Origin of the sequence: Steroidobacter denitrificans, from assembly GCF_001579945.1 — a bacterium.
In the GTDB taxonomy this organism is placed as follows: domain Bacteria; phylum Pseudomonadota; class Gammaproteobacteria; order Steroidobacterales; family Steroidobacteraceae; genus Steroidobacter; species Steroidobacter denitrificans.
On sequence record NZ_CP011971.1, the window covers coordinates 1,741,854 to 1,761,385 of the forward strand.

24 protein-coding genes, 1 tRNA gene and 3 pseudogenes are annotated in these 19,532 nt (G+C 60.2%); 4 read left to right on the top strand and 24 right to left on the bottom strand.

Annotated elements, in window-relative coordinates:
* Positions 1-57 precede the first annotated feature (57 nt).
* The 9 genes and pseudogenes from ACG33_RS07885 to ACG33_RS17155 form a co-directional block, all read right to left on the bottom strand.
* Entirely contained in the window at positions 58-588 is a 531-nt protein-coding gene (locus tag ACG33_RS07885) for a VOC family protein (RefSeq protein WP_066920174.1), read from the bottom strand.
* An 11-nt stretch (positions 589-599) separates the two neighbouring features.
* Complete coding sequence (locus ACG33_RS07890) at positions 600-1,655, bottom strand: zinc-dependent alcohol dehydrogenase (RefSeq protein ID WP_066920175.1); 1,056 nt, start codon at positions 1,653-1,655, stop codon at positions 600-602.
* A gap of 152 nt (positions 1,656-1,807) precedes the next feature.
* Positions 1,808-2,305: a hypothetical protein gene (locus ACG33_RS07895; protein WP_157071712.1), complete on the bottom strand. Its 498-nt coding sequence runs from the start codon at positions 2,303-2,305 to the stop codon at positions 1,808-1,810.
* An 8-nt stretch (positions 2,306-2,313) separates the two neighbouring features.
* On the bottom strand, positions 2,314-3,312 hold the full coding sequence (locus tag ACG33_RS07900) for a phosphotransferase family protein (RefSeq protein WP_066920177.1): 999 nt from the start codon (positions 3,310-3,312) through the stop codon (positions 2,314-2,316).
* A 753-nt stretch (positions 3,313-4,065) separates the two neighbouring features.
* Positions 4,066-4,446: an oxidoreductase gene (locus tag ACG33_RS07905; protein WP_066920182.1), complete on the bottom strand. Its 381-nt coding sequence runs from the start codon at positions 4,444-4,446 to the stop codon at positions 4,066-4,068.
* A 15-nt stretch (positions 4,447-4,461) separates the two neighbouring features.
* Entirely contained in the window at positions 4,462-4,746 is a 285-nt protein-coding gene (locus ACG33_RS17040; RefSeq protein WP_083536588.1) for a tyrosine-protein phosphatase, read from the bottom strand.
* 9 nt (positions 4,747-4,755) lie between these two features.
* Positions 4,756-5,499: an SDR family NAD(P)-dependent oxidoreductase gene (locus tag ACG33_RS07910; protein WP_066920184.1), complete on the bottom strand. Its 744-nt coding sequence runs from the start codon at positions 5,497-5,499 to the stop codon at positions 4,756-4,758.
* Between the two features lie 549 nt (positions 5,500-6,048).
* Positions 6,049-6,438: pseudogene (locus ACG33_RS16720) on the bottom strand (alpha-hydroxy acid oxidase).
* Positions 6,439-6,484: 46 nt separating this feature from the next.
* A pseudogene (locus ACG33_RS17155) lies at positions 6,485-6,777 on the bottom strand (helix-turn-helix domain-containing protein); the annotation flags it as partial.
* Between the two features lie 280 nt (positions 6,778-7,057).
* On the opposite strand from ACG33_RS17155, the pseudogene ACG33_RS16505 reads away from it, so the two are divergent.
* Positions 7,058-7,180 (top strand): annotated as a pseudogene (locus tag ACG33_RS16505) (pirin family protein); the annotation flags it as partial.
* A 90-nt stretch (positions 7,181-7,270) separates the two neighbouring features.
* Here the strand turns inward: ACG33_RS16505 and ACG33_RS07920 are convergent.
* The 4 genes from ACG33_RS07920 to ACG33_RS07935 form a co-directional block, all read right to left on the bottom strand.
* Positions 7,271-7,615, bottom strand: a complete 345-nt coding sequence (locus ACG33_RS07920; protein ID WP_066920187.1) for a TraR/DksA family transcriptional regulator — start codon at positions 7,613-7,615, stop codon at positions 7,271-7,273.
* 89 nt (positions 7,616-7,704) lie between these two features.
* Positions 7,705-8,157: a CBS domain-containing protein gene (locus tag ACG33_RS07925; RefSeq protein ID WP_066920188.1), complete on the bottom strand. Its 453-nt coding sequence runs from the start codon at positions 8,155-8,157 to the stop codon at positions 7,705-7,707.
* Between the two features lie 142 nt (positions 8,158-8,299).
* Entirely contained in the window at positions 8,300-8,884 is a 585-nt protein-coding gene (locus ACG33_RS07930; RefSeq protein WP_066920189.1) for an NAD(P)H-dependent oxidoreductase, read from the bottom strand.
* A 98-nt stretch (positions 8,885-8,982) separates the two neighbouring features.
* Positions 8,983-9,180, bottom strand: coding sequence for a hypothetical protein (locus ACG33_RS07935; protein WP_210398975.1), 198 nt, complete (start codon positions 9,178-9,180; stop codon positions 8,983-8,985).
* 33 nt (positions 9,181-9,213) lie between these two features.
* Here ACG33_RS07935 and ACG33_RS07940 point away from each other — a divergent pair, with 33 nt between their 5' ends.
* Entirely contained in the window at positions 9,214-9,624 is a 411-nt protein-coding gene (locus ACG33_RS07940; RefSeq protein ID WP_157071715.1) for a hypothetical protein, read from the top strand.
* A 67-nt stretch (positions 9,625-9,691) separates the two neighbouring features.
* Positions 9,692-10,687, top strand: a complete 996-nt coding sequence (locus ACG33_RS07945) for a zinc-dependent alcohol dehydrogenase family protein (protein WP_237392587.1) — start codon at positions 9,692-9,694, stop codon at positions 10,685-10,687.
* A gap of 119 nt (positions 10,688-10,806) precedes the next feature.
* On the opposite strand, the gene ACG33_RS07950 is transcribed toward ACG33_RS07945, so the two are convergent.
* From ACG33_RS07950 to ccmA, 11 genes are read right to left on the bottom strand one after another with little or no spacing between them, the layout of a single operon-like run.
* On the bottom strand, positions 10,807-11,355 hold the full coding sequence (locus tag ACG33_RS07950) for a nitroreductase family protein (protein WP_066920192.1): 549 nt from the start codon (positions 11,353-11,355) through the stop codon (positions 10,807-10,809).
* A 33-nt stretch (positions 11,356-11,388) separates the two neighbouring features.
* Complete coding sequence (locus ACG33_RS16730; RefSeq protein WP_157071716.1) at positions 11,389-12,276, bottom strand: MaoC/PaaZ C-terminal domain-containing protein; 888 nt, start codon at positions 12,274-12,276, stop codon at positions 11,389-11,391.
* Positions 12,277-12,296: 20 nt separating this feature from the next.
* On the bottom strand, positions 12,297-13,007 hold the full coding sequence (locus tag ACG33_RS07960) for a tetratricopeptide repeat protein (protein WP_066920194.1): 711 nt from the start codon (positions 13,005-13,007) through the stop codon (positions 12,297-12,299).
* The gene (locus ACG33_RS07965) at positions 13,004-13,480 is read right to left on the bottom strand and encodes a cytochrome c-type biogenesis protein (protein ID WP_066920195.1); all 477 of its coding nucleotides are present in this window, start codon (positions 13,478-13,480) and stop codon (positions 13,004-13,006) included. Before ACG33_RS07965 ends, ACG33_RS07960 begins: the two co-directional genes overlap by 4 nt.
* Positions 13,477-14,052 (bottom strand): DsbE family thiol:disulfide interchange protein, encoded by a 576-nt coding sequence (locus ACG33_RS07970; RefSeq protein WP_210398976.1) that lies wholly within the window; start codon positions 14,050-14,052, stop codon positions 13,477-13,479. The genes ACG33_RS07965 and ACG33_RS07970 overlap by 4 nt, the downstream gene beginning before the upstream one ends.
* Before the next feature lie 37 nt (positions 14,053-14,089).
* On the bottom strand, positions 14,090-16,051 hold the full coding sequence (locus tag ACG33_RS07975; protein WP_066923027.1) for a heme lyase CcmF/NrfE family subunit: 1,962 nt from the start codon (positions 16,049-16,051) through the stop codon (positions 14,090-14,092).
* 9 nt (positions 16,052-16,060) lie between these two features.
* A complete protein-coding gene (gene ccmE / locus ACG33_RS07980) occupies positions 16,061-16,516 on the bottom strand; it encodes a cytochrome c maturation protein CcmE (RefSeq protein WP_066920197.1) in 456 nt (151 codons plus the stop codon).
* Entirely contained in the window at positions 16,513-16,716 is a 204-nt protein-coding gene (gene ccmD, locus ACG33_RS07985) for a heme exporter protein CcmD (protein ID WP_066920199.1), read from the bottom strand. Before ccmD ends, ccmE begins: the two co-directional genes overlap by 4 nt.
* Before the next feature lie 3 nt (positions 16,717-16,719).
* Positions 16,720-17,502: a heme ABC transporter permease CcmC gene (gene ccmC / locus ACG33_RS07990; RefSeq protein WP_083536593.1), complete on the bottom strand. Its 783-nt coding sequence runs from the start codon at positions 17,500-17,502 to the stop codon at positions 16,720-16,722.
* On the bottom strand, positions 17,499-18,323 hold the full coding sequence (gene ccmB / locus ACG33_RS07995) for a heme exporter protein CcmB (RefSeq protein ID WP_083536595.1): 825 nt from the start codon (positions 18,321-18,323) through the stop codon (positions 17,499-17,501). The genes ccmC and ccmB overlap by 4 nt, the downstream gene beginning before the upstream one ends.
* On the bottom strand, positions 18,323-18,970 hold the full coding sequence (ccmA, locus tag ACG33_RS08000) for a cytochrome c biogenesis heme-transporting ATPase CcmA (protein WP_066920201.1): 648 nt from the start codon (positions 18,968-18,970) through the stop codon (positions 18,323-18,325). The genes ccmB and ccmA overlap by 1 nt, the downstream gene beginning before the upstream one ends.
* Positions 18,971-19,303: 333 nt before the next feature.
* On the opposite strand from ccmA, the gene ACG33_RS08005 reads away from it, so the two are divergent.
* Positions 19,304-19,390 (top strand) — tRNA-Leu (locus ACG33_RS08005).
* Positions 19,391-19,532 lie beyond the last annotated feature (142 nt).

Sequence of the window (19,532 nt, forward strand, 5' to 3'; positions counted from 1 at the left end):
ATCACGAGACGGAAGAAGTCAACTTCGGGCTGTTCGGGAATTCTGTGTTTCCCGGCTCTACGAGCGCGCGGCCGCCCGGGCGGCAATCGACTCGCGTGCATCCACCTTCATCTTCTCCATGAATTCGGTGGTTGCCGCGTCGAAGCCTAGAATCTCGATAACCGATGCACCCGCATCTTCACAATCAAAGTATGCAAACTTCACTCCTCCGTCCGAGAGGACGCCCGATGACATTGCCGTCAGCCCCCGACTCGTCAACATTTTCACGGCTTCTTCGAAATCCGGAACGGAGAATGCAATATGGTGTAGTCCATAGCCTTTCTTTTCGATGAATTCTTCATAGATGCTTGCCCCCCGGGCAGGTTCGATCAGCTCGATCTGCACATCCCCGGCATACCCCAGCGATAGCTTCATGGAAGAATCCGCAGGTTTTCCACGGTAGTAGCATCCCTCCCCAAGAACGATCTCCATCGTCGTCCATGCCGGGACACTCAATATTCGCCCGAACCATTTCTCGGCGGCGGCGAGATCCCTGACGACATAGGCCGTCTGGAAGTAATACGGACCCAGGCGGAAATCGACAGTCATGATGCTTCCCCTCAAGGGCTCAGGACGACTTTGACGGCACCGCTGCTCTTGTCTGCCGCGATCTCGAAGGCCTCGCTGATGCGATCCAGTGGTAATACATGGGTAATGAGATCCTGCATCGGAACTTTCCGCGAGCCCATGAGCTCGACCGTGTAAGCAAAATCCGTCTTTACTCCATGCGCCCCATAGGTCAGGCAAAAGCGATAGGTCACATCCTTCAGCACGGCCTTCCAGGAATCCATGGGCACCAGTTCGTCCCACAAGCCGAGCACGACCACCTCTCCCCGAGGCCTGACGACTTCGGTCGCATAGTCCAGGGTGGGCGCATGGCCACCCACAGTCTCCACGACGATATCAGCCCCCAGACCGTCGAGTTCCGCTCTGATCTCATCCACGCATTTCGAGTCCGTGCTGCGCACGACCGCATCTGCGCCAAACCGCCTCGCGAAGGCGGCCTGCTGCTCGTGCTTTGCGGTCGCTACTACGCGGCTTGCACCCATCGCCTTGGCGGCCCCGATCGCGGCCAACCCGACGACGCCGGAGCCCAGAACCACTACCTGCTCTCCGCCATGGAGCCCGACCCGCCTGAGCGCGCTGACCGGAACGGCGGCGGGTTCCGCGATGGCCGCAGCATGCGTCTCGATGGAATCCGGCAGGAGATGTAAGCCTCTTTCGGAGAGCTTGAGGTATTCCACGAATCCACCGACCGAATGCGCCGGTCGGCCGGTGCATTGGTTGGTCCATCCCATCATGCAGTAGGAACACCTGCCGCAGGATGTGCTATGGAAGAAATCGACGGCCACCCGGTCGCCGACCTTGACGGCGCCGACGCCTTCACCCGCTTCCACCACCACGCCGGCGAATTCGTGTCCTCCGGCTCCTGGCATCGGATAACAGGACATCGCGTTCGCCGATCCGCCGCCGTACCAGAAATGCAGGTTGCTGCCGCAAATGCCATGACCTTCTATCTTGACGATCACGGAATCGCGGTCGACGACTGGTTTGTCCACCTCGACGATCTCGAACCTTCGAGGAGCCACGAGTGTCACCGATCTCATCTTTGTCATAACTGTCTCGATAAAAACCGTCTATCCTGATTTTAATTATCGTCCGGCGGGATCCCGTCGCCAGCCCCGAATGACGCCGGAGCACGGGGCGGGGTCATCTCGGACGCTCAGGACATCCAACGAAACGAGCCCATGCCCGTTCCTGTCGATGCTCAGGGACCATCTTGTCGGGCGCTCTTGGAATCCTCTTTGCGAAGATCCTGCTTGCCGTCACGATCGCGGGTCGTCAGTTCGGCGAAAACCTGCGTCTGGGCGCCCTCGCCCTCGCGTCGCGCGCTTCGCACGAAATAACGCTGAATCTCGAGCAGCCGCTCGCAGGCTGCATCCGATTCCGACACTGCACGACAGCGTTGCGCCAGGGCCTCGAGCCGCTCCTTCACCTCGGCGTTCTCGGCCATGAGCTGATCGACATCCCAGCCATCGGCACTGCAGTCGATCGCCTCCCCTGCGTTGCGGAGCAGCAAGGCCCCCTCCTCCGTATCGGCCTTGATGCGTTTGAGCGCCGCCGGCTCGAATGATCGCGGCAGCTCGTTCAGCAGAACGATCAACTGCTCCGCCTGGATACGAGCCATGGCGTCGCTGAGATACGGCAGAATCCACTCTCGAATGCAGGCTGCCATGCCTGCCGTCATTTGTTTCAATGGAATCATTTGTCCGATCATTTTCCGAGCCCTATGGCTTCAGCTTCGGCCGGAATATTGTTCACGATCGCATCTATTCCTATCTGTACCAGTCGAAGGTCGGACGATCTTCCATCCGCGAAAACCTTCAGGGCAGTAAGCCCCACCAGATCGGCTTTGAGCGTCTCGAGAAGCGTCCAATATCGCACGCGGTCCTCATCTACGACGATTCCCGAGCGCTGCTCGTATCTGCCTGCCATCTCGCCACTGATGCTGCACCAGCCCGCCAGGTGCAAAAGGCGCGTAAAAGCGATATCGGCCATCGGATCACCGATATAGACCCGCTCCCAGTCGAGCACGGCACGTATCTTGCCGTCGCGCCAGACGAAATTTCCCATACGATAGTCGTTGTGAACCAATGACAGTCTCGGGCAGTAAGGCTTGCGGACGCGCAGATAGTGGATGACTTCCCGCAGGACAGGATGTGGTCTGAGTTTGACGCGATCAAGCAATTCCTCGCATCGATCGAGCGCGAGAGCAGCGGGGTCCGTCCGTTCTTTCGGAACGCCGAGGAACGAAAGTCCTTTCGCCTCCCAATCAAAGGTGTGGAGTTTTGCCAGCACGTCCGTGAACTGGCGCTTGATTTCCAGCCGCTGCTCTTCGGGAACGGCATCACCCCACGGCAGAGGCACGTCGCCTTCGATGAATTCCATGATGTAAAAGGACGTTCCCAGAACCGAGCCGGTCGGATTGCACCAATACACCTCCGGCGTCGGAACGCCCGAATCCGCGAGCGCCTTCAGGACTCTGAACTCGACACTTGCGTCGTACGGCTCCAACAAGCCCGCACGCGGCGCCTTGCGCATGATGAGCGAGGAGACTTTACGCTCCCCGCGTTCGAGCCAGCTTGCCGTCAGTCGCCATGTCTCGTACGAGAAACCGCCTGGCATGCGCTCCAGATCGCGGACCTCCGACGCGCCACCGGTCTGCTCGTCAATGAATGCCGCCAGCCTGGCGCTCATCTCAGCAATGTTCATTCCAAGAGATCCTGAAGCATGAAATCAGCGCACCGCTTGATTGACGTCGAGTCAAGTTCCAGGCAACCATCGGAGAACCGGCGGATTTTCCATGCCGATCCAGGAAGGATCATCAGCGCGTCGCCCCGAAAAAACGCTCTTGTGGAGGCGATCGTCCCAGCCGACGAGAAAAGATACCAACAATCATGTGTGTTTTCTATAGATCAGGTGCGACGCCCCGCCAGGTGCCCCTCGAGGATCGCGGACTGCGTGCATCCCCGACGACCGCTCGCGCGCCCTGACGGTAGACTTCCCGCTCGAGCCAGTCGGTAATATCGCCGATACCCATGCGGCGCGGCGCCCGCTTTGCGACATTGACGGCGCCACCCCAGCCGGCTGGAAGCCTCGGCGAGTATCACCCGATGCCCTCCGAGCGCAGCCACCCTGGCAGCTTCCAGACCTGACGGACCGCCACCGACCACGAGCACCGTTCGGAGCCGGGTGACCGCACGATGAACTCTTCGGACAAGGCGGCCTCATTGTCCACCGTAACGTTGACGGTGCATCCCATGCGACCCGCGGTCAACAAACCGCCGATACATCCATGATTGCAGCCGATACAAGGTCTGATCTCCTCGGTCCGCCCTATCTCGTCTTGCGCACCAAATCCGGATCAGCGATATGCGCCCGTGTTAATGCAACCAGATCGACCCCTCGTGCGCAGATCACCTGATCCGCTTCCTCGAGAGTCCGGAAACGCCCGCTGACCAGCACCTACAGCCGCGTCGCCTTCCTGACCGGCTCACCGTACGGCAACTCATATCCCACCGGTTCGTGCATTGCGCCGATGATCTTATGAGGGTTGTAATCCGTACCGATCGTAAGATTGACGAAATCGATCAGGCCACGCTCCTCGAAGGCCCTAGCCACCCGCGCCACGTCGTCCGGCTCCATGCCTCCCGGTAGGAGTTCGGAACTCAGCCGCACTCCGAGTGCCATGGTGGAAGGGGTCGCGCTGCGCACCGCGGACAGCAATTCGAGAGGAAGGCGCAGCCGATTCTCGAAACTACCACCATATTCGTCGTCTCTGAAATTATGGAGCGGCGAGAGAAACTGCTGAACCAGGTAGCCGTGCGCCAGCAGCAACGCGATCAAAGACTGATTTCCAGTTCACAGGTCAACTTGATGTCGTAGGATAGGACTCGTGGAGCACGGCCGTCGACCAGTGACTAAGTTGCCACACCTACTCATGTGTGCACTGCGTATCTCGATGACGAAATCTATCGACAGTGCTCTCAGCGTCTCGAGGTTGGAATCAGCGAGATACGTCAGGGAGTCAGGCCGATATACCAAGCCGCTTCTGAGAATTTGCCCTTCCTCATTGCGATATTTGCCCAAGTCCCGCAAATTCGGCGCGTATTGCATACTAGGGATCTCTCGCGTCAAGTCGTCCATCAGCGGCAGTTACACACTCTGAACGCTACCGCCATCTACGACAAACCCCTGCCCGCTGATAAAACCAGCACCAGCGGAGGCCAGGAATACCGCTGCCGGCGCGATATCGCCCGGCTGCCCGATTCTTCCCAATGCGGCCTTGCTCTCCCAGTATATGCGGTACGCATCATCTTGTGCGAATGCATCACGAGTGATGCCGGTGAGGACGGCACCGGGCTGAATGTAGTTAGCGGTTATTCCAAACTTACCGAGTTCGGATGCAAGGCTCTTCGTCAGACCAGCGACGCCGTGCTTCGTTGCCGCATAAGCTGAAAGGCCGATGCCACCGAACGACGACATTATCGACCCTATATTGATGATACGTCCTGTCGCGCTACGCTTCAGCAGCGGTAGCGCACTTCGACACATTCGAAAGACGAGCGTGAGGTTTATCAGTATTGTGTTGTTCCAGGTTTCATCACTAGTATCTTCAATGAGCGCGGAAGGAGCGATTCCCGCATTATTGACCAGCACGTCGAGCCTCCCCCAGCGTTCCTGCGCGACCGCCAGAACTCGATCGACCGCGTCTGGTGCAGTCAAATCTATTTGTAACGGAACAATACCGGAACATCGCAATTCCTCCGCCGAGAAAGAACTACGATCGACTGCCAGAATCTCCGCACCCGCGTCCAGATAAGCGTGTGTGATTGCCTGCCCGATGCCCGAGGCGGCACCCGTCACCAGCGCGACCCGATTCTCTAATACCCTGTTCACGTTCGATTCTCCAAATCCGGACCAATTATATAAGGCATAACCTGCGAAGCGATGCCTCCCCCTGAGACGGAGGAAGGTATGCGATCAAATCGACGTGCCGTCATTCACATCGAGGAGAACGCCGGTGATTCTGCCGTCTTCTTCCGACGCGAGCAACAACGCCATGGCGGCGATTTCTTCCACTCGAGCGTGCGGCGCTCAAGGCACTGCCATGCCATGCCTTCAAGGCGGAAGGGTGGAAAGAGGCGACCCCGCATGCCGAGAGCTACGTGCACGTCGAGACGATGTACTACAGCGCCCCGCATGTCCATCGACACAAGCGTCTGCGCCAGCGTTGATTTTATTAAGAATTGGTTTCGCCTCCCTCCGGCTGCGGACAATGCGATTAGTCATCGAGTGATGAGCGATCCAACCGGTTCGAACAGCGCTGAAGACACACTAGCCATGTCGATAGCGTCAGTGAGCGTCATCCCGTTCGAGATGGCCTATTGCAAGGCAGTGATCGATGCTTCTGGATCTTTGGCTTCGATATCAATAATTCCATCACGATCAGATAACCATGATCTCTCGCGACGCACCCCTCACGTCCTTCAGTCCCGCCAACGCGACGCTTGTGTCGAGTTCGTAGCAGATGATGTCAAGCGCCTTGCGGACCCCAGCCTCGCCGCCGACGCCGAGCCCATACAGTTGGGCGCGACCCGGCAGGCAGCCCTACCTGCCATAGGCAAGCACCTTGAGAAGGTCCTGTCCCGAGCGCACTTCGCGGTCCAGGAAAACCTCGCCACGGTCACCCATGCCTTCTACAACGCTGGGTAGGACCGAAATAGTCGATGCGGCGCCGTCCAACTGGTTGCCGCCGTGATTGGAGACGCTCACTGCGTCGGCACCATGATCCATAGCGAGGCGGCCATCTTCACGGCTGTTGATGCCTTTGACGATGAGCTTAGTCGGCCAGACACTATGAACTCATTCCAGGTCCTTCCAGGTGCTCGACCTCAATCTCGTCATGCGCTTCCTTCTCCTCCTTGGCCTTCTCCAAGGCTCGCACCTGCTGCTCGGTCAGGACCAGTCCGTCCTGCGCCACCCGCGCTGAGAGCGCCTTGCGCCGCTAGATCTCTACCAGCGCCGCCTCACCGCCGTTCTCGTGCAACTCCTTGAATCGCTAGAAACTGTCCCAGCGGAAACCCATCACTTGCAGGCCTGCAAGACACTGCCCAGGATCTCGGCCGACTTCAGCAGTCCTAGCTTGTTCTTGATAACCTTGTGCTCTTGCATCATCTGACATCTCCTACGTATTAGGACGCACCGGCAGCAGAGATAACCTATACTGCCATTTACGAAGCGGCACATGATTAGGTCCTTTTATTTTTTCGATCGCATGGGCTCCACGATAATTCGAGCCAGACCTACCCCGCTCGGTCGATGTGCGATCATATCTATATATCGGCCTGTCGGCCGTCATCTATCTGGTCGAGGAGAAATCATGCACCACGATAGCGTGAGTTCGTAGCAGTCGATTCATTCGAGTGAAGTCAACCGGATGGCCATCGCTTACTCCGAGCGCCTCGAACAGGCGCGTGTCGACTGGAAGGCTGGACGCATGAAACTACCCGATCTCGACGATCAGGAATTCATTCCGCTGCCGCCTGAACCAGGTGCGGCACCAGAACCGATGTCGTGAACGGATGCACGATACGCCCTCGGGCGCACGTCCATTGCGCCTGTATTCTTCTATAAAAAGTCTGGTGTTGAACCCATTTGCTGCGGGCTGCTATTCACGCAAGGTCCGGCAATTGCCGCAGGTCGTTGCATAGGGAACGATCCGCAGGCGTTCTGCGTCGATCGGCGCATCGCAATTTTCGCAGATTCCATAGTCCCCCTGCGCCAGGCGCAGCAGAGCATGGTCGATGGCGGTGATTTCCGTGACGGCGGCAGTGCCGATCGCTTCAAGCGTTGCGTCGTTCTGAGTCTGAATCGCCTGATCCGAGAAGTCCTGCACCAGCGGTTCGTTGCCTCGGGCAAGATCGAAGCCGACACGCTGCGTCCGGGTTGCCAGCTCCTTTCGGCGCTGTAGTAGCGCTGCGCGTACTTCCTCGAGTGATGACGCCTGCGTCATTGCATCGCTCCTCGTGCCCGGTCGGGCCATCCCAATCCATGAAAATCAGTCATGTTCGTCGACGCACGTTCCGGGTTGATTCCGATTGGTTAGATTTTTCGTGTGCGCCACTCGCGCTGCTGTTGATGTCGAATCGATCCGGAGACATCGGCCAGCAGCCCGGCGATGACCTCTATGGCATCGTCGACGGAGATGATGCCAACGAGTGCACCTTGGGAATCCACCACGGGAACGCGGCGAATACCCGCCAGGCGCAGGCCCTGTAGCAATTCACCCAGATCATCTTCCTCCCGTGCGATCATGGGCTCTCGCGTCATGATATCCCCCACCGTCAGCGCTGCAGGATCCACGTTCTTGGCCAGCACCTGCAAGACGATATCGCGATCGGTCAGTACCCCCACCGGCTCCCTGACGGTCTGTCCAGGAACCACTACGATGAGGAAACCGACATGGTGATCGCGCATCATATGCGCTGCCGCCGTAAGATCGGCGTCCGAGTCGATCGTGATGACCGCCCGGCTGCAATACTCACCGACTTTCATGATGACTCAGGCTCCGTTGGCGAGATGGAGACACTCGATTGAAGGCATTCTTTACTTTGAAATTCATGCCAACAATGCGGGGAAGAACGTAGCTTTTAAGGGATTCAGCCGCCTTGCAGCGATTACGGATCTTGCGGTCCGCTCAGTATCCTTTGCGTCCGAGGATTCGCACCTCCTGCAGCCTTTGTTCGCGTTTCTCCGCCGGCAGCGTGCCGATGCTGCCGATGAGGGTGGCTCGCGTACGTCTGAATCCCACGAAACGAAGAATGCTGCGCAGGGCCCGCAGGCTGTGCGCCCTGAAGTACCAGCGATAGACGAATACCGGCATCCCCATGGTGACGATGATGCGTGCGCTCTTGCCGGTGAGGAACTTGACCGGCGCACGCCCGGGCGTCTCGGTACTGAAGGCGAATCCTGGACGAAGCGTTTGCTCCAGCAGCGCTTTCAGCGCGGCAGGCGGAGACATCAGCCATAGTGGAAACAGCAGCACGACATGATCGGCCCAGTCAAAGGCATGCTGTACTTGGCGCACCGCCTCGGAAGGTTCACCCCGTTCATAGTCGGCCTGCGTGCGCAGCAGCGAAAATTCGATATCCGCGAGGCGGATCGTCAATATATCGTGTCCAACCTGCGCCGCGCCGGCATGATAAGCTTTGGCGAGCGCATGAATGTAGCGCTCCTCGTCTGCATCGGGGTGCCCATCGAGAATCAGGATATTCCGGGTCATCGTGTTTCCATGACTGTCTATCGGGCGACTGTTTTATCGGGGCTGTTCATGGGGCAATACAGTATTCTCGCGACTTCCCGGCCAACTCCTCCTCTATGCTACCGCATGGGCAAAAGACTATGAATCGGCATCTCCCACTGATCGCAATGCTTTCCTTGGCCTTGCCGCTGGTTGCCTGCCGGCAGGCGGATAACCATGCCAACGAGCCTCTTGCGACGCATCAAAACGATACCGCAGCGCCGGACTTCAGACATCATGATGATGCCCATGATGAAGACCACGATGTTCATGCCCATGGAGATGCTCATGAGCATGAGCATGAGCATGCATTGACTCATGATGCATTGACTCATGGCGAACAGGCGCATGAGCATGGCATGCCTCCGCAACTCGCTGAAGGACAGTCATGGGCAACCGATGCGCCACTGCGCGCGGCCATGATGCGTATCCACACCGCGGTCGCAACGAATATGCCGGGCTACCGGCAGGGAACACTTCAGCCTGCCGATGCACAGACGCTGGCAAGCGCGATCGAAACCGATATCGCCTACATGGTGGCCAACTGTAAACTCGAGCCCGAGCCGGATGCCGCATTGCATGGACTGATCGCTCGCATGATGGCTGCGGCAACCGTCCTGAAGGCCGAACCGATGTCCGAGACGGGACTGCCTCAGGTCGTATCGGCCCTGAGCGAGTATGGAGCGACATTCGATCATCCGGATTGGAAGCCCATTCCATAGCTACCGAATCGTGGGCGCCCATGTCCCACGTGCCGGCTCTTGAACCCGGACGGGTATGAAGGTGTTCATGTCCGACACGAAGTCCCTATGTATGCGGCTGCATCAGCCCGGTACGCCGCTGGTGCCGGAAACCCGCGAGTTGCCATATCCCGGTCCCTCTCAGGTTCTTCTCAAGGTGCGAGCCTGCGGCGTGTGCCGTACAGACCTGCATGTGGTGGACGGTGAATTGCCCGGAATCTCTCTGCCCATCATCCCCGGTCATGAAATCGTCGGCGAAGTCGTCGAGAGCGGCCTGGGCGTACGCTGGCCCCGCGGCACCCGCCTGGGAGTACCCTGGCTCGGTCTGACCTGCGGTCAATGTGCGTTTTGCATGACCGGACAGGAAAACCTGTGCGATGCGGCTCGATTCACCGGCTATCAGCTCGATGGCGGGTATGCCGAGCATGTCCTGGCGGATGCGCGTTATTGTTTCGAACTGCCCGAGGCGTTCGATGATGCTCATGCTGCGCCGCTGCTGTGCGCCGGGCTTATCGGCTATCGTTCCCTGCAAATGACCGGATCGGCGCAGCGCATCGGTCTGTATGGCTTCGGCGCCGCTGCACATATCGTGGCGCAGATCGCCCGTTGGCAAGGCCGGCAAATCCATGCCTTCACCCGGCCCGGGGACACGCGGGCACAAGCGTTCGCCTCCAGCCTGGGGGCATCCTGGGTGGGTGGGAGCGATCGCTCGCCGCCGGTCGCCTTGGATGCGGCGATCATTTTTGCACCGGTCGGCTCGCTGGTTCCTGCCGCCTTGCAGGCGGTGCGCAAGGGGGGCGTCGTCGTCTGCGGCGGCATCCATATGAGCGATATCCCCGCGTTCCCCTACTCCCTGCTGTGGGGAGAGCGAGTCGTTCGATCCGTGGCCAATCTTACGCGCCGCGATGCAGAAGAATTTTTGCCTCTAGCCGTCCAGGCTGGTGTCGAGACCGAGATCGAGCGCTTCGCACTGCGCGAGGCCAACACTGCGCTGGAACAGCTTCGCGCCGGCCGGCTGACGGGCGCCGCGGTGCTGATTCCCTGACGGCTTGTTTCTTGACGGCTTGTTTCTTGACGCCGCACCGGCCGCGATCGATCCGGCGGCGCGCGGCAGCCCGATCGATACCGCGCTCGCCGGATAAACGTCCGGATCGGTTGACCCGATCAAATCCAGGTCGTGATACCGTCCTCGGGTGCCGTCACCAAGGGTCCCGGAGTCTCGATCGCGCCCAGATGCAAAAAGGCCACGATATGATCCTCCGGCGCCAGGCCCAGCACCTGCTTCACACCCGCATCGTGAGCCGCCGGACCCGTTTTCCACATGGCTCCCAGACCCATTGCATGAGCGGTCAGCAACATATTCTGTACGGCGGCGCTCACGGCACACACCTGCTCGATCTCCGGCACCCTGGTCTTGGTGATTTTTGCAGCAACTACGATGATCAGCGGTGTGTGCAACAGCCTGGTCCGTTCGGTCTCGAGCCGCTCCGGGGCGATGTCGGGGTTTTTCTCGCGCAGCAGCTGCACCACCGCATCACCGAACTTGGCCCGCCCCTGTTCCTCCAGCACCACGAAACGCCAGGGGCGCAGGCGGCCATGATCCGGCGCGCGAATGCCGGCCCGAATGATCTGCTCGACCTGCGCACGCGTCGGCGCCGGGGCCTTTAGTTTGAAAGCAGACGTTCGGGATTCAATTGCAGTCGGAAGATCCATTATTTACCTCGAAATTCAACGGTCATCTCTAGACTAGAGCCTGCGCACCTGCATTGCCAGGTGCAGCCGGTCGCCACGCGTGGTGCACATCGAAATATCCACTCCATCGTCAGTCGACCAGATTCTCGCCAGTGCTTGCGATGGAATATAGACAGGCAGCTTGAATTGAGTATCGATTTGCATGGGTGCCTGCGGCAACTGCGCCGCGGCGGCCGACAAGCATCGGCCCAGCGACCACATACCATGGGCAACCGCCTGTTTGAAGCCGAATACTTTTGCCATGCGCGTCGTAAGGTGGATGGGATTGACGTCTCCGGAGACGCGAGCGTAGCGCCAGCCGATTTTTTTCGGCACTTCCAGGACCGTCGTGCTGACGCCCGATGACGGATGCATCGAGCGTTCGATCACCGGACGCTTGCTGCCCTCCTTCGGCACCGCCTCGCCACGAGCGAACATGGTACTGATCTCCTCCCATACCACCTCGCCATCCTGCTCATAACGCGTCGTGAAATCGTATTCCTGCCCGAAATCGGTCAGCCGTATCGTGTCGAAGAATATGCTCAGGCGCAGCGGCCGATGCAGTTCGATTTCGCGCATGACCCGGATCGTATTGCGCAGGTGAATGAGTCCAAGCACCTTGACCGGAAAGTCCTTGGCGATGAACAGTTGCATGTGCATGGGCATGGCCACGACATGCAAATACGCCGCTGGCAAGCCTGCCGAAGGAGGTACAGCACAAAGTTCACAATAGCGGGCGAGATGGGCGGCGGACAGCTTGACCTGCTGTGCCTCCAGTTCGATCGGGCGGGTTCCGGAGTGAGCCAGCGCTCGATAAGGCTTGCTGCCCAGCATGACGCGAGCATAGGCCGGCACCGTCGAAGGCAGACCGGAGAAAGAAATCCTGGTGGGAGCAGGCGTCAAGTGCAGATCTTCCTAATGATTCAAGGAACGGCGTCGAGCTGCTGGTCCAGACTTTGAATCTGCCGCTCGATCACGCCACGCAGTTCATCCGGCGGATTCTGCGCCAATAGTCTTTGCAGCCGGTCGCGGCCCAGGCGCAATTCGTCGGCCTGCAGCGCGGCGATACTCCCATACCACAGAGCCTTGGGATGATCCGGGGCCAGTCGCAGCGCCTCTTCGAACAAGACACGCGCACGATTCGCCAACGTAGTCTCGTCGCTCAATACCAGGGCTTCACCCAGACCGACCAATGCTTCCACATTGCGGCCCTGGGAAAGTTCATAGGCGCGTTGATAGGCATCGACGGCGCGCCGATAGTGTCCCATACCGGTATGCGAGCGTCCCAGCAACAACCAGCCCTGTATGTCCGAGGGATTCTGCGCTAATTTTTGTTCCAGTTGCTGCAGCAGATCATCCATTTTTGCAGTGTGCTGCTCAGCCTCCTGTACACCGCGCCAGTCCCATTGGCTCAAAGAGGCATACATGAGGATGGCGAGTATCGGCAGCAGCCCGACCACGATCCCCGCGATCAAACGCTCGTGAGCCGGCGGCGTCCCAACCGTTGCATCGGAGGAGGCTGCAGATGCCGCCGCCGCCGCCGGGGCGGCCGCCGATGGACGCCAGAGCGGTACCAGGAGCCACAGTGCAGCCGCCGTCAGCATCGCGGCACAAGCCAGAATGAACCCGGTCACGATGCACCCAGGCCGGGATCGGAGGGATCCGTGTCGGGCAATCGGGACTTGCGTACGATCACTGCAACCGCCGCCGCTGCGCCGCCGAACAGCAGCAGGAACGGTGCGCCCCATAGCAGCCAGGTGCGCGGCACCAGCGGCGGCTTGTACAACACGTAGTCTCCATATCGATCCGTCATGTACTGGAGGATCTGGAGATCGCTTTGGCCGGCCGCCATCAGCTCCCGCAACTGCCGACGCAGGTCGGTCGCCAGCGGCGCGTTGGAATCGGCGATCGTTTCGCTGCGGCACACCAGGCAGCGCAACTCTCGCGCCAGGCGCTCGTAGCGGGCCTGCAGAGCTGGATCCTGAAATGCCGGCGCCTCGTCGATGGCGTATGCCGGGCTCAGCGCCAAGGTCATGCCGACGATCATTAGACACGCCGTCAGACAGACCATCCACGGGCGCATCGAAGCGCACTGAAATGTCTTCATGGATTCGCCACCCCACCAGCGGGGCGCCCGGAACGAATCAGCGGCATGAAGTCGCGCTCCCAGATCTGCAGGTCCAGTGGTCCGATCTGCTTGTGAATGATCCGGCCGGTCGCATCGACCAGGAAGGTTTCCGGTGCGCCGTAGACGCCCCAGTCGATCGCGACGCGTCCCTCATCATCAAAGGCGGAGGCGATATAGGGATCGCCCAGAGTCTGCAGCCAATGCAGCGCCGCCTCGCGCTCATCCTTCCAATTCAATCCCAGGATAGGAATTTCTGCGCGCCGCGCGAGTTCGACCAAGGTCCCATGCTCTTGCCGGCAGCCTACGCACCAGCTTCCCCAGACGTTCAGGATGTACATCCGCCCCGCCAGTTCGCGATTGGCGATCATTCGGGCAGGATCTTCCAGGCTCGGCAGTTCGAACTGCGGTGCCGGCTTGCCGATCAGCGGCGAGGGCAAGGTCTGCATGTCCCGGCCCAGACTCAGATAAAAGAACACAATCAACCCCAGCAGGGCTGCCACCGGCAACAGATAGCGCCACAGGCCGCGCGGGGGATTCGGCGTCGAAATCATCGTTGTTCGTGCATCATTCGTACTGGGCGTGCCCTTTTCATGCCGTCTTGGCGACAGCCTCCGGCGCTACGGGGACTTTGTCACGAACGGTGACACGCTGCCGGTAGCGCCGATCGAAACAGGCGACCAGACCACCCAGCGCCATCACCACCGCGCCCAGCCAGATGAATCGCACCATGGGTTTGTATTGCAGGCGCAGGCTCCAGGCTCCATCGCCCAACGGTTCCCCCATGGCGACGAACAGATCTCGATGCCAGTCGCCGGCGATCCCCGCTTCGGTCATGGGGTTCGTTTGTACACGGTAGGTACGTTTTTGAGGATGCAGGATTGCGACCGGCTTGTCCGCGCGGGTAATCACGATCTCGCTCTGGATGGCCTCATAGTTCGGTCCGGAAACCGGACCGAGCTTCGTCATCGTAAAGTCGAAGCCCGCCAGTCTCGTGCTTTGGCCGGGCTTGAGGCTCAAATCCGTCTCCTGGTTCCAGGACTCAACCGTCGTCGCACCCAGAATGAACAGAGCCAGGCCTAGATGCGCCACGCTCATGCCGACGATGCTGGCTGGTAGCGAGTGTCCCTTGCGCAGTCGCGAGAGCGGCTCCACCAGCGAAGAGAACGCCAGCCATAAAGCGATGACGATCCCTACGGTCGCAAGCAGCGAATGCCAGCCGTAGGCCACAAGGGTCACGCCCACGCCCAGCACCAGCGCCAGCAGCCCTAGCCAGGCCAGCAGCACCTTCCGGCGTTCGAAGGCAGCGCGTTTCCAGGAAGCATGCATGCCGATGATCAGCAGGAACGTCATCGGCAGCATCGGAATCAGGAAGGTCACAGTGAAGTACGGCGGGCCAACCGAGATTTTTCCCAGATTCAGCGCATCCAGGAACATCGGGTACAAGGTTCCCAGCAGAATCAATGCCGTGGCGGCGACCAGCAGAATATTGTTCAGCAACAGGAAGGACTCGCGCGATACGGGAGCAAAGCCTGCGTTGGAGCGAAACTGCGGTGCCCGCCAGGCGTACAAACCCAATGCGGCGCCGACACACAGGGCGGTGAAAATCAGGATGAACAAGCCGCGGGACGGATCGCTTGCAAACGCATGGACCGACTCGATGACGCCGGAGCGTACCAGAAAGGTGCCCAGCAACGACAAGGAGAAGCCCGTGATCGACAGCAGCAGGGTCCAGCTCTTGAACAAGCCGCGCTTTTCGGTAACTGCGAGCGAATGAATCAACGCCGTGCCGATCAGCCACGGCATGAATGAGGCATTCTCGACCGGATCCCAGAACCACCAGCCGCCCCATCCCAACTCGTAGTAAGCCCACCAACTGCCCAGCGCGATCCCCAGCGTCAGAAACATCCAGGCGATCGTCGCCCAGGGGCGCACCCAGCGCGCCCAGAGCGAATCCAGCTTGCCTTCCAACATGGCGGCAATGGCAAAAGCAAAGGGTACAGACAGGCCGACGTAGCCGATATAAAGCATCGGCGGATGCAGCGCCAAGGCCGGATCCTGCAACAAAGGATTGAGATCACGGCCATCCAGTGCCGCCGGCCACAGGCGTTCGAAGGGATTGGAGGTCGTCAGGATGAAGAGCGCGAATCCCGCGCTGATCACGCCCAGCGTGCCCAGCACGCGGCTGGTCACAGTCCGCGGCAGATCGGCGCTGAAGGCCACCACCGCCAAGGTCCAGGCCGCTTGCGCCAGCAGCCACAACAGCAGCGAGCCTTCGTGCGCTCCCCATACGGCGGCGAAGCGATAGAACGTCGGCAGCTCGGAATTGGAGTTCTGCGCGACATACAGCACGGAAAAATCATTCTGGTAAAAAGCCCAGGAAAGACAGCCGAAAGCGATCGAAGCGAAGACGAAATGTCCGACGACGGCGCGGACCGCCAAGGCCATCCACGAGGGCCGCCGCCAGGCGGCGCCCGCCAGACCGAAACAAGCCTGCGGCAGGCTCAGGCAGAACGCCAAAATCAGTGCGAAATGTCCCAGTTCGGCTGCCATCATCGCTCCTCAACTCGTCGGCAGCGGTGCGGCGGCCTGCTCGTCGCGCGGTTCGCGCAGACTATCGGCCACGCTTGGCGGCATGTAGTTCTCGTCGTGTTTGGCCAGCACTTCCTCGGCGACGAAGGTGCCGTCAGCGCTCATGCGTCCGCGCGCCACGATGCCCTGCCCCTCCCGAAACAGATCCGGCAGGACGCCTGTATAGCTCACCGTGATCTCATGGGCATAATCCGTCAGCACGAAGCGCGCCTCCAGGCTCCCGGCGGCGCGCTGAAAACTGCCTTTCGGGACCATGCCGCCGACCCGGAATACCCGATCCGTCGGTGCCTCGCCGGCCGAGACGTCCGAGGGCGAATAATAATAAAGAAGATTTTCCTGGAACGCGGTCAGGGCGAGCGCCACGGCTCCACCCACTCCCAGGAGAATCAGTCCCACCAGTACCATGCGCCGCCGTCGTGGTGTCATGACGGGCCCTCCACCACCTGCGTCCCGCCCGGTGACGCGGACTGCTGCGCCAGCAGGCGCCGCTGTGCCTGTCGGAATTGTTTCTGCAGCTGAGCGCGTGCCGACCATAGATTCCAGCCGAGCACCAGGGCGGTCAATCCATAACAGGACCAGACGTATGTGGCGTAACCGCTCATGTAAAAAAAATCTTGTAAATACATGATTCAATTAATATTTACTAACCAGCTTGCAGCGCGCTCCCGCCTCAGGATCTCGCTGCGCAGACGATCGCACATGATGGCGGCAAAGTAGAGCGCAAAGGCGAGCACCAGTATGTACAGCGGCCAACCCATGGAAAGTGTAATGGACGGGGTACCGATCTTCGAGATCGTCGGCGCCTGATGCAGGCTGTTCCACCAGACCACCGAGTATTTGACGATCGGTACATTGACCACACCGACGATGGCCAGCAGCGCACCGGCCCGATCGGCACGCTGCGTATCGTCGAAGGAACTGCGTAGCGCCATGTAGCCCAGATACAAGAACAGCAGGATCAGCTCGGAGGTCAGCCGCGGATCCCATTCCCACCAGGTGCCCCACATCGGTTTGCCGTAGATCGATCCGGTGAGCAGCGCCAGCACCGTGAACCAGGCCCCCACCGGCGCACAGGCCGCGGCGAAGGCATGCGCCAGCTTCATACGCCAGATGAGTCCGATCGCCGCGGCGACTGCCATCGCTACATACACCTGCAGGGACAGGATGGCGGCGGGCACATGCACATAAATGATGCGAAAGGCGTCCTTTTGTTGGTAATCCGCCGGCGCCAACACCAACCCTCCGTAGACCCCCACGAGCATCAGCAGTAACGCCGTCCAGAAAAACCAGGGTCGCAGCCGCCCTGCCAGTCGATAGGCATGCGGCGGTGATCCTAATTTATGAAACCACAGCCAGCGCGAGGCAGGCCGCCTCTGTGGGGTGGAATCGCGGCGGATGGACGTTGAGTTCATGATTCGACGCTGATACGCATGGCGGCCGCCATCGCGAACGGCCCCAGACTGATGAAAAACAGCAGCAATGCCCCCAGCAAGTTCAAGGGGCCTGCCACGGCATCGCCGTGCATGGCCAGATCGACGGCACGCGCACCGAAGATCAGTACCGGCATTTCCAGCGGCAGTACCAGCAGCGCCAGCAGCACATTGCCGCGGCGCACGCCGACCGTGAGTGCCGCACCGATCGCCCCGAGCATGCTCAGTGAGCCCGTCCCCAGCGCCAAGGTTGCCGCCAGTACCGGCCATACAGACTGCGGCATCCCCAAGGCAGTTCCCAGGATCGGCGCCATGAACACCAGCGGCAGGCCCGACACCAGCCAGTGCGCGGTGGTTTTGGCCAATAGCAGCACTGACAAAGGCTGCCCAGACAATACCCATTGTTCCATCGTGCCGTCCTCCACATCCGGCCGGAACAGGGACTCCAGCGCCAGCAATGAAGACAGCATCGCCGCCACCCACAGCACCCCCGGTGCGATGCGCCGCAATTCATCGAGGGCGGGACTGATGGCCAAAGGGAACAAAGTGGTGATGATCACGAAAAAGATCAGCGGCTGTATCACTTGATCCCAGTGACGCAGCGCCAGGCGCAGGTCGCGGCCGATGACCAATCCGAAAATTTGCCACAGACCGGTATCCCGGGTGTCCGGGCCGGCGCGATCACCATCACGACCGGCGGTGGCCGCACCTTGGATGCCGATCCAAGGGTCTGGACGACTCGTCCCGGTGCCAGGCGAAATCTCGTTGTGGCGCGCGCCGCCGTGCGCCGAACCGGCCTGCATCAGTGCAACTCCAGGGCGCGCGTGCCGGGATGGCCTTGCAGCAGCCGTTGATGTGCCGCGGCGATGATCATGCCGCCGCTGCGCAAATGTTCATCCATGCAGCGTTCCACCAGGGAAACGCCTGCCGCATCCAGATTCGTGATGGGTTCATCCAGGATCCACAGCGTCGCGCGCAACAACAGGATGCGCGCCAGGGCGACGCGGCGTTTTTGGCCGGCGGACAGGACACGTGCCGGCAGCTCGGCGCAGGCGCCGATGCCCAGCCGCTGCAGCATATCCAGCAGTTCGGCATGGGGACGCCTGCCCTTGATCACCGTGCCATAATGCAGGTTCTCGAGGGTGGTCAGCTCGGACTTGATCGCATTCGCATGTGCCAGATAGGCCAGTTGCCGGTGGAATTCATCCCGGCAGCGGTCGATGCTCTGTCCACCCCAGAAGATGTCGCCCGACTCCCTGGGCAGCAATCCCGCGATGCATCGAAGCAGGCTGGTCTTGCCCACGCCGTTGGGGCCGACCACCTGCAGCAGTTCGCCACCGGCCAAGGTGAATGTCACGCCTCGCAGCAGATGCCTTTCCCCACGCCATAGATGGACGGCGCATGCTTCGAGTAGCGGCTGCGCGCCGATGGCAGCGAGCGGTTCGGGCATGGAGGATCCACCTGTCTTGAGCATGCGATGCGTGGCGTCGCGGGTGGCCGACTGCCAAGTCTGGACCCCACGAGCGAGCGGTAATGATGTTCGCGAGTTTAGCAGAGATCCTGCCGCCGCCCTTGATGCATCGCCCTCCTCAGCCGCGCTCGCGACCGATATATTGCCGAGCGCCTGCTCGACACCAGTCGCCGCACCATGGACGAGCAGGTAGAATCTCTCCTAGCGCTCAAGACGCATCCCGGGTTACAGCCGACGACAGCTGGACCGCCAGGTGATGAAACTGAATCAGCAGCAGCGTGGCTGGTGACAGCCTGACTGGATGCGTGTCATGCCCGAGTGGCGAAATTGGTAGACGCAAGGGACTTAAAATCCCTCGACCTCATGGTCATGCCGGTTCGATTCCGGCCTCGGGCACCAAGAAAAACAATAACTTAAAGATTGACGCTGACTCTTGGCAGTGACTTCGTAGGACAACTACGGGACACAACCACCCACTGCGACCCATGGCTAGCACGGAAAAGCGACACACGGCGAACGACTCTACGAGTGATCGCCTCAA